We start from the raw sequence: 15,337 nt of genomic DNA on the forward strand, positions 1-15,337 counted from the left end.
AAGTAAATTGCGACGCATTTGGGTTTGAAATAACATTATTTGCCGTCTAACGCTCATTTTATTTTACAACGCTTCTCTAATTATAGTTGTCTTAAGCACAAGTGCCGCAAAATTTTAATTAATGCATTTGCATTTAGTTGAAGTGTTGTCATTACATGCAGCTATCTATTGTTTTTAACGCGTTTGCCTCTCTTCATCTATTTGTAAGTGCTATAACTTAAAACAAAATGTATGGCAGCTTCTCTACTTTTTTCAAGGATTTTTGTCTTGTCCTTATTAGTGTCTATATGTTTAAATGCTAATGCGCAAGTGTTTAGTAGGTATAACCCAAGTTTGACCGCATCATCTGGAGCCTACATAAGTATAGCTGGTTTAGGTGGTGGGCAGGCTGTTAATCGAACCATTGGCTCTACTAACGAAGGTGCTTACAATGGTATTAATATTGGTTTTGATTTCTGGTACATGGGTGCACGTTACTCAACTGTTTCAGCTAGTACGAATGGCTGGTTGGCTTTGGGGAGCGATATACTAAGTGGAAATTACGCGGCTGAAAACAGCTTAACTTCTGGAGGAACTCGGCCAGTGCTTGCGCCGTTGTGGGACGATTTAAGAGTATATACTGGTATATTATCTGGAGGTATTTATGTACAGCGCACTGGCATTATCGGAAGTCGTATTTTTACAATCGAGTGGGATGGGATGGAATGGACGGCCGCATCTAACGGAATAATTATAGGATTTCAGGTAAAGCTTTATGAAGCTACAGGGCGAATAGAGTTCATCTATAATAATCCTTTGTTAACCCCGGCACCTACTAATCCTAGTGCTTCGGTTGGTATTACAACAAGTGGAGGGGCATATATTTCAATTACAGACCTTACTAATGCTACCGCAACTTTCAGTTCGTCGAGCGAAAATGCTTCTATAAATGCAAAACCAGCTACTGGTAGAACCTATAATTTTAATCCGGTAGCTGTAACTGCGCTCTCTGCACCCACAAACCTTACCTTTTCTGGTGTAGGAACAACTGGTATGACGTTAAATTGGACAGATAATTCTTCTGATGAATTAGGGTTCGCTATCTATAGGGCTACGTCAGCTAGTGGCCCGTTTACTCACTTAGCCACTACTGCAGCAAATACGACAACATATGTAGCAACAGGGCTGGCAGCAAACACTACCTATTTTTACAGAGTTCATGCGGTAAGAGAAAGCCTAAGTGCTGCGGCGACGGCATCGAGGGTTACGCTTTCAAATTGTGCTACATTTAACATCTTGCAAGTACCGACTACCAACATCGTTGCAAATTATAGGCTAAATGGTAGTGCAACTGATTTTTATAACATTAACAATGGTACGCTACAAGGTGCTCCCACTGCTACTACAGATCGCTATGGTGTATCAAATGGCGCACTAAATTTTAATGGAACTAGTCAGTATATTTCTACAACTAATTCTTATGCAAATCCAATCAATTTTACGATTTCAGTATGGTTTAGAACCACTACTACCACGGGAGGTTCGCTTATAGGGTTTACTAGCAGCCAAACAGGATTAACCGGTAGCCACGATCGCCATATTTACATGGGCAATGATGGGAGAATACACTTTGGTGTTTTTGGAGGAGTGGTTAGAACTGTAAATTCAACTACTGCGTATAATGATGGAAATTGGCATCAGGCAACTGCAACCATGTCTTCTTCGGCGGGCATTACTTTATATTTAGATGGTGCTCTCGTTTTAACAAATTCAGATGGTACAAGTGCCGAAAATTTTACAGGATATTGGCGTATGGCGGCGCAAACTTTCAATGTTGCATGGCCCGGAGCGCCAACTTCAAGTTACTTCCAAGGTGCTTTAGACGATGCTTTCATTTTTAATAGGATACTTTCTGCGTCAGAAATTGCAACATTATATAATTCGCCCTATGGCGTGCAAAATAATGGGCCAGTGTGCGTAGGTACAACACTTCAATTAACTGCACCAACAGTTGCTGGGGCTCAATACAGTTGGACGGGGCCTAACGGTTTCACGTCCGGTCTTCAAAACCCAACTTTAACCTACGCTCTGGCTGCTGCGGGTACATACAATGTAACGGTCAACGTTGGCGGCTGTACAGATGTTGCAAGAACAAATGTGGTGTCGTCTTCGGTAGCAGGTCTATGGATAGGGGGTACAAACATCGATTGGTCAAATGCAGCAAATTGGTGCAATGGGGTGGTGCCTACCGCTTCAGTAAATGTTACGGTTCCCTCTGGTCGTAGTAATTATCCAACGGTTAGCACCGATCAGGCAGCAAATAATTTAACCGTACAAAGCGCTGCCAGCGTTACCATAACTAATTCGCTTTCTGTAGCAGGAGCAATATCCAATAGCGGAACAATTACTGTTAGCAATGGTAGCGTGGTTTTTAATGGAGCTACTGCACAGACGATACCTGCCAATGTTTTTGCAGGTAATTTAATTAAAGATTTAACGATCAACAATACCGCCGGCGTAACGCTAAACGGTGCATTAAGATTAACGGGGGTGCTCACCGCAACAAACGGGATATTCAATGCGAACGGAAATCTTACGTTGGCCTCAAGTGCTTCACAAACTGCCCAAGTAGCAACAATAGTGAGCACCGCTTCCGTAAGAGGTAAGGTGTTTGTAGAACGGTATCTGCGGGGTGGGACAAAAAATCCTTATAGGGGTTATCGCATGCTCTCTTCGCCAGTGTATGACAATACAACGGAGTTTAGAAGCAACGATGTGCAAGGAAATCGAACCGCTGCTTTTAGTCAATTAATAGATGATGTAATCATTACAGGCAAAGATGGATCTGCCAATGGTTTCGATAATAGTCATAACAATGGCACAGGTGCATGGACTTATAATGCAGGATATGTTGCTATTCCTAGCATTAGTACCTCAGTAAATGCCGGAAGAAGCATGTATTTCTTATTTAGAGGAAACAGAGATAATTTGTCTGGTAAAACGGTATCTCCTTATGTAGATGTAGAGAATGTGGTATTGGATTTTGAAGGTGTGCTTAACCAGCAAGACGTTACAGTAGGTCTGGGTACTGTTGGCTTTCATCTGTTGGGAAATCCTTATGCGGCAACTATCGATTGGTCTTCGCCTAATTGGGGAGCTGATAAAGGTAATGTGAATAATGCTATTTGGATATGGAATCCCGTGGCACGAGGCTATGCTACATATATCAATAATGTAAGCACTTTAGATGGAAGTAGATATATATCTTCTGGTCAGGGCTTTTTTGTACAAGCGTTAGGAACTACGGCAATAAAATTCAAAGAAAATATCAAAGCATCAACGGAACAGCCTCCTATGCTAATGTCTGCAAATAGGCAAACAGAAAATTCTTCGCAGTTTGAAGTATCCCAAAATCCTATAGTTGAGAGAAGCTTACTACGTATCGGCTTGAAGCCAATTGCTTCATTTGGCGAAAGTGAAATGGTGGTTGTTTTCGATCATAATAGTGATTTGGCATTTACTAACGAAGATGCTGCACAATTTGACGGAGAGGTGGTTAATATCTCAACAATTGCCGATAACCAACGGCTGGCGATCAATTTCTTACCCCCTTCATCTAGTATCATGGAAATCCCTATGAGCGTATCGGCAAACGCAACCGGAAATTACTTGATGAATTTCAACTTGAGCGAGTATCATCAAGGGCATTCGTTAGAATTGAAGGATAATTATTTGAACCGTACAATTCCAATTATTTCTGGTTCGGTTTATAGTTTTAATATTGATAGAGCGAATTCCCTAACATTTGGCGCAGGAAGGTTTAGCATCATTGTAGCGCCTCCTAATGTACTACCTGTTGGCTTGTTACACTTCAGTGGTAAAAAGCAAAGCGATGGGGTTTTGCTTACTTGGGAAACATCAGAAGAAGTAAACAACTCAGGTTTTAGAATATATCGTGCGGCAGAAGATGGGGTATATCAATTTTTGACTGATATTTCACCAAAGGGAGCGGGAACATATTCCTACATAGATCGTTCTCCTTTGCCTGGTCGTAATTACTACAAGCTGGTTCAGGTAGATTTTGATGGCACTGAAGCAGAAGCAAAACCAATTACGGTTAACTTTATAATTGGTGAGCATCGCTCTGTTGTGATTTATCCAAATCCTGTAGTAGATAATTTTACCATTAAGGTTGATGATCTATCGGAAGAAATATATGAATTGAGTTTGTACGACATGATCGGAAACAAAGTCAAGAGTTTGAGGGCGTCAAAATCGGCTTTACTGAGCGGATTAAAGGTAGATGTTTTGGGAATAAATTCTGGTGTGTTGGTAGTTAGGTTGGTAGAACTTGGCACGGGGAAAATCATTACAGAGCAGAAGATATTGAAATTACACTAACTACTTATTTTACATAGTAAATAAAAGATTGTAATAGTTTTGTGGGGAAAATGTTTCTCGTTTTAGGAAATATTTTCCAGTGTGATTTTCAGGGGTTTATTCCTTATTTGTTTACAAATGTTGGTTTTGAAGTTGTAAAGTAGTTTTTGCGTTTTATGGCTTGTGTTTTGACTTTTCTAAAATATCATGAAAAGACTAAACACGCTTTTATATATTGTAGTTATTTTATTTTGTTTTGCGGAAAACTCAGTTAATGCGCAAGAATATAATGCTACTAATTACTATTACAATAACTTTGATGACGAAACCGTAGGTTCTAGATTTACCTCTTTTGGCGCTGCGTCAATGACATTAAATGCTACAAATTTAGCTTTTGGAAATGGTTACAGCATTTCCTCAACCGCTAACGGTAATGTAGGTAGTTATAGAATAGCTGGTAATATAAGCCCAAATACTCAACTCTCTTCTGCTACTTATGGTTACGAATGGACCTTTTTATATAAGAGTAACTTTTTAAGTGCAGACAACTCAGGGTGGAATCCAATAACAAATGGTACGAATGCTTGGCGTTTTTGGATAATGGCAGAAAAACCTGATTTTTATAGCGGAAAAGGTTATTATATTACACAAATAGGTCAAGCAATAAAGCTGATGTATCGTAAAGACCAATGGTGGGGAACCGAATTGGCGTCTTATACTTTGCCATCATCCGATAAAACCTATGCGGTACGGGTTCAAAGAACTAAAGATAGCAATAAATTTACGCTATTCGTAGATGAATATACTTCATCACAAACTGAAGCATCAACGGCTAGAGGTAATACTAATTTGTCTGAATTTTCTAATTATGGTTATAGTGGTTTAGAAGTTTGCGCTACTCAAGCTGGTCGCTTCATGTTTGATGAGCTGAAGATGTACACCATGGAATTGATGTTCACAGGCGCAAATAGTCCCGAGAACGGTATAAGTAACCCATTGTATGCTGGCCAACAAAATGCTGCTATTTATGGACTAGTGGCAATGTCGAGAGGGCTTTTTAGTTTCTATCAATTTAGTGCAAGTCTAACGGGCAATATTACATCTATTGTAAATACTAGTTCCGCAAGGTTGTACAAATCTAGTGATAGTTATTATGGTAATACTGATGACTCACAGATCGCTACTTTAAACTGCTACAACGGTAGCATTGAAAGAACTAGCGGTGGTGGCTATAGTAATACGAATCCAATGGACAGATTCCATTCCGTGGGCAATACTGATGGTTCTTTAGCTGCCGCTAAATATTACTTTATAGTGGTTAATGTGAGCGCAACTCCAAACACTAACTCCTCGTTTGCATTTACTGGTACTACTACAATACAGGGTGCTAACACCAATATAAATTACGTATCTACTGGTAGTACATCTAACACTGCTAGCGGTAATTCAACCTCAGGGAGCACAAAAGATTGGACAGGAGCTAGTAATGCCAATTCAAATTGGTCTAACCCAGATAACTGGTCGCCAGTCGGAGTGCCAGGTGTTAACGACTTAGCCCGTATTGGTGTTGTCTCATACGGTAATAAACCAAATCCAACGGTAACGGCTACACAAACAGTTGGTAATGTCGTATTTGGAACTAATGTCAATGCTGCATCTACTACACTTACCATAAACGCGAACGTAGTATTAACAGTTAATAATAATTTAGAAAATAATTCGACAGCAACTATAGGCGGTAGCGGAACCTTAGACGTTAAAAGTACATTTGTTGCTAGGCCGTCGGCTACGCCCGTTAAAACTACTACGGCAAACGTTGGTAGATTAAATGCCATTAACTTACTGCTTAACTCTACTACTACTGGAGTTGTGTTTAATGCGAACAGTACAAATTTGCTCATCAAAAATGCTATCCAAACGTCAGGAACTAATACTGCCACTTTTGCATTAGGGGCTGGATCTACACTAACGCTAACCGGAGCATCGCCTTTTGGTCTTGCAGCATCTACAAACACCGTAACACTTGATAATACCAGTACAGTAGTTTACGGTGCTGCTGTGAAGCAAACCATTAACACAACGTTATCATATAAAAATATCTCATTCTCTGGTGCTGGTACAAAAGAGATTGGTAATGGAACTTTGAATGTAAGCGGTAATTGGAATTCGACTGGCGGTAAGATTAATTTGACAACCGGATCAGTAAGTTTTAATGGTGCTGATCAAACGATTACCGATGCCGCCAGTGATAACGATAATGGCGTCACTTTTGGAAATGTTTCGCTAACTGGTGGTACAAAGACATTGGCAGGCAATGGCAAATTTGCTTTGGCAGTATGTCGCTTTCTCACTTTAGGAACAAATACTATACTGCAAACTTCAGGTAAATTGACGCTTAAGGCTAGTGCATTAGGCTCTGCTTCTGTGGCTGCTATTCCGAGTTCATCATCTGTTCAAGGTAGTGTTACTGTGGAGCGTTACGTACAAGGAGGTGCTAAAGATATGTGGCGCAGTTACAGAATGTTTTCTTCGCCAGTTTACGATAACAACGGCGCAAATAAAACCTATAGCTTTGCACAATTTATCGATAACATGCTGATTACGGGTAAATCTGCCGGTTTCGATCAGATCAACAATAGTGCAACAGGTGCTTGGACTTACAATAATGGTTTCGTTGCAATCCCAAGTATCAATACAACGGTAGATGTGGGTCGTGGTGCCTATATACTTTACCGTGGAGACAGAACTAATGGTACGGCAAAAGTGTCGGTCCCTTATGTAGATCCAGAAACAATTATTATGGATTTCAAAGGTGGGTTAAACCAACAATCTGTTCATGTACCTCTAACACATGGCAGTACAACCTTTAGCTTTTTGGGCAATCCTTACGCTGCAACTATAGACTGGACTTTGGTTCAAAAAAGTAGTAACGTAGAAGCTACGATTAGAATTTGGAATCCAGAAAAGAAACAATATGCAACTCATAATGGCCAGTATGGTATAAACGGGGGTGCTAGATACATTGGCCCAGGTCAAGGTTTTTTTGTACAAACAACTAATAATTCATCACCTTACGTAACGTTTACCGAAAATTCAAAAGTTAGCAATGTTGCTCAATCAGTGCCATTATATAACAAAGTGATGAGTGTGAGAGATAACGCTATCGAAAGTTCTTTCTCAACCTCTAATAGCGTAATTGAAGAAGCGCCTGTGCAGGTTAGGATTAAGCTGCAAAGAGATGGTTTTGATAACCAAGATGAAACGCTAGTACTTCTTCAAAAAAATGAACTGGCTACATTTTCAGGTTATGATGTAGAAAGGACGGGTGGGGAAGCTGTATTCTTGTCGAGTTTTTCTGCAGAAGGCAAAAAAATGGCTATCAATTATATGCCACATATTTCTACCTTGTCGGTAGTTAATTTGGATGTGAATATGTCTAACAATGGAGGGTATAAGATGACAATTGATCTGGCTGATGTCCCTCTGGGATATGAGTTGAAATTGAGAGATAAATTGTTAAATACCTTTACTGATTTAAGTGCTGAGGGGACGACTTATGCTTTAACCGTAGATAAGGCACAGGCCGCAACTATGGGAGATAGGTTCGAAATTCTTATATCTCCTCCTACAACTTTACCAGTAGTTTTCACTGAGTTTAATGGCAATAAAACCAATCAAGGGGTATTGTTAAAATGGAAAACTTCTTCTGAACAAAGTAATAGCCATTTTGAGATTAGAAGGGCGGGAGAAGAAAAGATATTCACACCAATTGGTACCATAGTCCCTAATTCGAATGGTACTTATCAATGGTTGGATGTTTCTCCGTTATCAGGAAATAATTACTACAAATTGTATCAGATAGATAAAGACGGAAAATCTAATGCTCACGATAAAGTAGTTGCGGTAAGACATCAGTTGAACGAAAATGTATCAAGCCAACTTTCCGTATATCCAACAGTTGTTGAAACTAATTTTACCGTGAAGTTTAATGGTGATTTGAGTGCTGATCGTTTCAGTATGAAACTGTCTGATGTTACGGGTAAAGAGGTGTTTAATAAAGTGCTTAGTAAAGCTGAAATCTTTAATGGTTATTCGTCAGCCTTTCCTTCTACTTCTGCGGGTATTTATTTCGCTACTTTAGTTGATGTCGCTAATGGTAATCAGCTAGGGGTGGTAAAAATTATTAAAAAGTAAAAAGGGCTTCTTTCAAAATGACCATGCCCTGAGTAAAATGCGTGTTTTTACGGCAAATTTTGCGTGTTTATACTATTTTTAATTTAATGGTATTCCAGTATTGTTTAAGTCCATATTTTTTTCGACTTTAGCGAAATTATTTGATTTACAGGGTAATGCAGCCTTGTGGAAGACTAAGACAGCGCTTAATAGTTATAGCCTATGAAAATTTTTACTAGAATTAAGTTTCTTTTATTGTCGTTATTTGTTGTTGCTGGTGTTTCCAGTGCGCTGGCGCAGGTAAGTATTATCCAAGCTACCGATGGACAAGGCATTTCGGTCGAAAAAGCGGTAGGTGGAACTGCTCCTGGCTATACAAATATTGGAACCTTTACAATTGAAGATCAAGCCGCCGGGCAGTTTTCTGTTGGCGCCAACAGAAAAATATATATCGTGCCATCACAAGCACATTGGCAAATAAATCCTGGTGTTGGAACTTTAAATTTTGGTGGAACTAATATTACTGCTGCAACTATGTTGGTGCAAAGTAATGTAATCACTATCACCTATACGGTGGTAGGCACAAGTGCCGATAATAATTTCATCTCCGTTTCTGGAATTGAGGTGCAATCTACTACAACATTAAAAGAAACTACGGCTGCGTCTTTAAGGCGTAGTACAGCTTTCGGGGGCACTAATGGAACAATTAATGGTTTCGCAAATAACGCAGTAGTTGCACCATTGTCTGAAACTGAAGGCAGTTTCCAGAAATTGCTGATCACCATGCCCGGACATACTTTTGTAGCGGGAGTGGGTAATACAAATACGGCGAGTTCAATTGTTTCGAACGCTAGCTCTACAATTGGCGTTAGAGCAGTCGATCAGTATTTTAATGTGGTTACTTCTAGGACTGATGTTGTGCAATTGACAACTAACGATGTTAATGCGGCATTCACCACTAACAATGTGGCTTTAGTTGCAGGTGTAAGAAGCTTTACGGGCGCAAGGTTAAGAACCGCTGGTAGCGCAACCACTGTTAGTGCTTCTACAGGAGATAATACTAAAGATGATGTCAGCGGACTGACTACGGTTATTCCGTCAGCATACAGCAAATTGCTAATTGTACTTCCAGGAGAAACATATAATCCGGGTACTACCTCTGGAAAGATAAATACACCGACTTCGATCACATCTGGTCAAACTGTAGATGTACAAGTTAGGTCTACTGATGCTTACAGCAATACCATTTCTATTAATGACATGGTAAGCCTTTCAAGTAATGATGCCAATGCGACAATGCCAGGAAGTATAGCGCTATCAGGTGGTGTGGTTACATTTAACGGTGTGTCGCTTATTACAGCGGGTTCACGAAATTTTACCGCAAATGATGCCACAAATGCTAAAACTGGTACAAGCACTAATTTGACAGTTACCTCAGGCGATTACAGCAAGCTACTGGTAACATTGCCAGGCGAAACTTTGGCACCTGGAACTGCTACTGGTAAAACTGGTACTCCGAATGCAATTAGCGCAGGTACTGCAGTTAATGCATCTGTTTACGCAGTTGATGCGAATTGGAACCGTGTAGCTGGTAATGCAGATGTTATTGCAATTGGTACCACCGATGGAAATGCCACCCTGCCGGCTACCAATGTGCTTCTAGCTAATGGTTCAAGAAATTTTAGTGTAACACTTAGAACTCCTGGAGCACAAACAATTACCGCAAGTAATAATACCGATAACGGAATTGCATCGGGGAGTACTACGGTAAATGTAAATAGTGTGTTTACTAGGCTTCAAATATTATTACCTGGCGAAATTGCCGACCCAGGAAGTGCAACAGGTAAAACTAATACTCCTAATCCGCAAGTAGCAGGTGTGCCTTTTACGGTACGTGTTAGGGCGGTAGATGGTGCTTGGAACTTGGTCAACGGAGTAACAGATGTGGTTCGTTTAACCTCAACAGACCTAAACATAGCCATGCCAGCAGATTTGGCAATGGAAGCAGATGGAGAGATAGAATTTTCTGTCACCCTAGTAACTGGAGGAAATAGAACGATTACTGCAAGTAACTTTACCGACGCTTCTAAAACAGCAAATACAAGCCCTAACGTTTTGGTTAATGCAGACGTATATGCCAAGCTACTGGTAAGATTGCCAGGCGAAACTTTGGCGCCTGGAACTGCTACAGGTAAAACAGGTACGCCAACAGCTATCAATGCTGGTACACAAGTTGCAGCTGCGGTTTTTGCAGTTGATGCTTACAATAATAGAGTTGCAGGTAATAGCGATATCATCACAATTACTTCTACTGACGCAAGTGCTACACTTCCAGCTTCGGCGGTGTTGCCAGTAAGTGGAACTCGAAACTTTAATATAACATTGAGAACGCCAGGAACGATGACTGTTACGGCCAGCAACACTACTAATGTAGGTATTGGGGCTGGAAGTAGTGATGTCGGCGTAATCGGAGGCGTATTCACAAAGCTACAGGTGTTATTGCCTGGCGAAATTGCCGACCCAGGAAGTGCAACAGGTAAAACTAATACTCCTAATCCTCAAGTTGCAGGTGTGCCTTTTACGGTACGTGTTAGGGCGGTAGATGGTGCTTGGAACTTGATCAACGGCGTAACAGATATGGTTCGTTTAACTTCGACAGACCTTAACGCAACCATGCCTGCAGATTTGGCAATGGAGGCAGATGGAGAGATAGAATTTTCAGTTACATTAATCACTGGAGGAAATAGAACAATCACTGCAAGTGATTTTACCGACCCAACAAAGACGGCTAACATAAGTGCCGCTGTAGCAATTGGAGCTGATATCTTCTCAAAACTTCAAATCTTGTTGCCAGGAGAATCTGCAGCGGCAGGTACAACTACTGGTAAAACTGGTAGTCCAACAAACAGAAATGCTGGTACTGCTTTTAATGTAACGGTAAATGCGGTAGATGCTTATTGGAACAGGGTTTCTGTTTCACCTACTATTGCAATTACAACAACTGATGGCAATGCAACCGTGCCTGCAAATGCAGCGCTTTCTGCCACTGGTACTAGAAACTTTAGTGTAACGCTAAGAACTCTTGGAAATGCTACTATTACTGCTACTGATGTGGCTGCCGCAGTATCTCCTGTTGTAAGTAGTAATGTAACTGTGGTAATGGGAGCTTTTGTTAAACTACAATTGTTGTTGCCAGGTGAAACTGCTGCTCCGGGTACCTCTACGGGTAAAACGGGAGCGCCAAGCGAACAAGTGGCTGGTGTACCATTTAACGTTACGGTAAATGCAGTTGATGCCGCATGGAACAAAATTGATGGAGTAACCGATGTAGTAAGCTTTACAGCATCTACTAATGATATTTATGCCCAAGTGCCTGCTTCAACGGCACTTAATAACGGTACGTTAACCACTGCAGCCACTTATAGGGTGGTAAGCACCACAGCAAACCGTACTTTGCGTGTTAATGATGTTAGCGATGGCACAAAAACAGCAAATACTAGCCCAGGTTTCCAAGTTAACTTAGGTCCATTTACAAGGTTGTTGATCTTGTTGCCTGGGGAGACTTTTGCAGCTGCGCATCCGAACGGAAAAACGGGTACTCCAGCTAATCAGGGTGTCGGCACACCTTTTAGTATAACTGTAAGGGCTACAGATGCGGCATTCAATGCAGTTTCGGGTGTTATCGATGTAGTTCGGATTACATCTTCTGAAGGGGGGGCAACATTGCCTGCTGATAAAGCACTTGTAAATAGCTCTACTACCTTTAATGTAACTATGAATACCGAAAGTACTAGTAATACGCTTACCGCTTCCGATGTAACCGATGTAGCTAAGTTGGCGTACACTACTGCTGGAATAGCAGTATACGCTCCTAGTTTAAGTACAGATTTTTTTAGAAGTAATGTAAGTGCTGGTAATTGGAATAATTCATCTAGCTGGCAATCGTCTGCCGATGGCCAAAATAACTGGAAACCATCTACCTTATTTCCAAACGCTACTTCGGCTGGTGTACAGGTTAGGGGTGGCCACGTAATCAATGTGACTGCAGCGCTTTCTATAGATGATACGAAGATAGAAAACGGTGGGCAGGTAACTTTAACTACTGGTAACTTAACCATAGCGAATGGTGCCGCAGCTACAGATTTTATTGTGGAAGGAACACTTAGAGCAAATAACAGTAGGACTATTACCACAACTGGTGCATTACAATTTGCATCAACAGGTAGGTATCAGCATGCTTACACCACTGCAAGTGGTACTATCCCTACGGCTAATTGGGCTACGGGCTCTATCTGCGAAATTATAGGTTATACTGATTTTGCTGGCAATGTATTGGGTAGTAACCAAACATTTTCTGACTTTATTTGGAATGCACCTCAAACCGCAGCAGGAAGTCCTTCTTTACTAAGTGGTTTCAGTGCAAGAAACTTTACAGTAACTAGAACAAACACTGGAACACTTAATTTAGGTTCAGTTGGTGGTACAATTACTATAACAGGAAACTATGTTCAAACTGCAGGTAATGTTCGTGCCAATAAAACAAGTGGTACACAAGCTATTTCATTCGGTGGAGATTTTGCAGTAAACGGTGGAACCTTCGCACTGGGTAGCGGAACAGTCAACGTAACTTACAATGGCAGCTCACAAAGCTTAAGTAATGCTGGCCCAGCAATAGGATTTGGTAACGTTACATTTACAAATGGCGGTACTAAAACGCTAACAAGTGGCAACTTTAATTTGGCTACTACTGGCGTATTAACTATGGGTGCAAACACTGTTCTAAATGCTAATGGAAACTTAACAGTATTGTCTGATGTCTCAAATTCAGGTACTATTGCTGCAATTCCTAGCGGATCATCAATTAGTGGAAACGTAACAGTACAACGTTTTGTAACTGGTGGTGCTGTAAATCCTTACAGAACGTATAGAATGTTCTCTTCACCTATACATTTAGGATCTAATACCTATAATGTAGCTCAGCTTACAGACGATATTCTCATTACAGGTAAGGCTGTAAACGGATTTGACGAGGTAGGAAACAGTGCAACTAGTGCATGGTTCTACGATGCAACAACTACCGGATTTAAAATATTCCCTAACACCACAACACCGGTTCTTGCCGGTAGGGGTGTATACGTGTTGTATCGTGGTGACAGAACTTCAAACCTTACAGCTAAATTTACCTCTCCTGGATATTCTGCTCCAGAAAGTGTAGTAATGGATTTTGATGGAGTGCTTAACCAGCAAAATGTTACCGTTCCTTTAGATTATGCTGCTGGTATATTTGGATTTAACTTTTTAGGAAATCCTTATGCTTCAAGTATAGATTGGAATGCGGTAGTTAACTCTGGTGCTACCAGTGATTTAGAAAACAATGTCGTACAGGTTTGGAATCCAGCGTTGAGGCAATATGCAACGTACAGTTTCAATACAGGTGATGGAGCAGGAGCAAGCGCAAATGATGGTAGCAGATACATTACTGCAGGTCAGGGATTTTTTGTTAGATCTAAAGCAGGAGGTGGCTCATTTACCTTTACAGAAAGCCATAAAGCAAATAATATGCCTTCTGTATTACTAATGTCTGCTCCTGTAGGAGACGATTTAGTAGCTTTTGGCGGAAGCTCAAAAATGGCTGCGGCAAATAACCACTCTACATTTACAACAACTACCGAACTAAGAACTTGGTTGAAAAAAGAAAACTCACCCTTTAAGGTAGAGAGTGTTGTGGTATTTAAGGCAGGTAAATCTGCGGCATATGTAGCTAATGAAGATGTAGATTATTTAAGAGGCAGTGAAGTTTATATGTCTAGTTTAACTGACGATAATAAACGAACGGTAATTAATTATATGCCAGCGGTTACAGCTAATACTAGTGTAAAACTTGATATTGATCCACTAAATGCTGCTGGAAACTACATTTTAGAAGTAAGTTACAACAATGTGCCATCTGGTTATTTAGTTAAGCTAACAGATAACCATTTGCAAACTTCAAGCTTCGTGTCAAATGGTACGCAACATAATTTTACAATCGATAAAAATGTAGAAGCTAGCTTTGGCGCCAATAGGTTCAGCGTATCTTTCGAAGCGCCTAATACCTTACCGGTAACCTATAAATCGTTTACTGTTGCTAAAGTTAATGAGGGCGTACAAGTTAAATGGAGCACTGCAACAGAAACTAACAATGATAGATTTGAAGTAGAAAGAGCTGGCGATGATAAAGTATTTGAGAAACTAAAAACCGAATATGCCAAAGGCAGTGGCTCTGCTTACTCATACATCGACAGAAATCCGATGTTGGGCAACAATTATTACAGATTGGTGCAGCACGATAAGGATAACACATCTAGTACAACAGATCCTCAGGTAATCAATTTCACCGGTGGCTTAAGCAATGCTACAGAGCTTGTGAGTATATTCCCTAATCCTGTAGTTTCTAAATTTACGGTGAAGTTTAATGGTGTTTTAAAAGCTAAGCAACAAACCTTAAAAATTGTAAACGCTACTGGTCAGGTTGTATTAACCAAAGATTTTTCTAAAGCACAGTTGCTGTCTGGACAAGACCTAGATATTACCGGTTTCGCATCAGGAGTATACATTGTAGAGGTTTACGAAAACGGAACTCAACGTGTAGGTCAAATGAAGTTGATCAAACAATAATAGAGATTAAGCAATAAAAAAGGGATGTCATTAATTGACATCCCTTTTTTTTGGTCTTTTAATTATCCTAAAATGTTTGTTGCCTATTCTACTTTTTAGAAGCGCAAAAACGGCTGCAAAAAACTACCGATAGTCCCGCCATTTGTTC

General features: G+C 40.4%; 3 protein-coding genes. All 3 read left to right on the forward strand.

What is annotated here, in order from left to right:
- Positions 1 to 231 precede the first annotated feature (231 nt).
- The 3 genes from AC23ME_RS15520 to AC23ME_RS15530 all read left to right on the forward strand — a co-directional run bounded on the left by AC23ME_RS15520 (position 232) and on the right by AC23ME_RS15530 (position 15,189).
- Positions 232 to 4,380, forward strand: a complete 4,149-nt coding sequence (locus AC23ME_RS15520) for a LamG-like jellyroll fold domain-containing protein (RefSeq protein ID WP_487728690.1) — start codon at positions 232 to 234, stop codon at positions 4,378 to 4,380.
- 186 nt (positions 4,381 to 4,566) lie between these two features.
- The gene (locus AC23ME_RS15525) at positions 4,567 to 8,553 is read left to right on the forward strand and encodes an autotransporter outer membrane beta-barrel domain-containing protein (RefSeq protein WP_487728691.1); all 3,987 of its coding nucleotides are present in this window, start codon (positions 4,567 to 4,569) and stop codon (positions 8,551 to 8,553) included.
- A gap of 201 nt (positions 8,554 to 8,754) precedes the next feature.
- Positions 8,755 to 15,189 (forward strand): T9SS type A sorting domain-containing protein, encoded by a 6,435-nt coding sequence (locus AC23ME_RS15530; protein WP_487728692.1) that lies wholly within the window; start codon positions 8,755 to 8,757, stop codon positions 15,187 to 15,189.
- The last annotated feature ends 148 nt before the right edge of the window (positions 15,190 to 15,337 follow it).

This window comes from Pedobacter sp. T50_32 (assembly GCF_057652195.1).

What these genes read in the sequence shown, in the direction of transcription:
- AC23ME_RS15530 (WP_487728692.1), top strand. Translation starts at nt 8,755, where the DNA reads ATGAAAATTTTTACTAGAATTAAGTTTCTTTTATTGTCGTTATTTGTT.
- AC23ME_RS15525 (WP_487728691.1), top strand. Translation starts at nt 4,567, where the DNA reads ATGAAAAGACTAAACACGCTTTTATATATTGTAGTTATTTTATTTTGT.
- AC23ME_RS15520 (WP_487728690.1), top strand. Translation starts at nt 232, where the DNA reads ATGGCAGCTTCTCTACTTTTTTCAAGGATTTTTGTCTTGTCCTTATTA.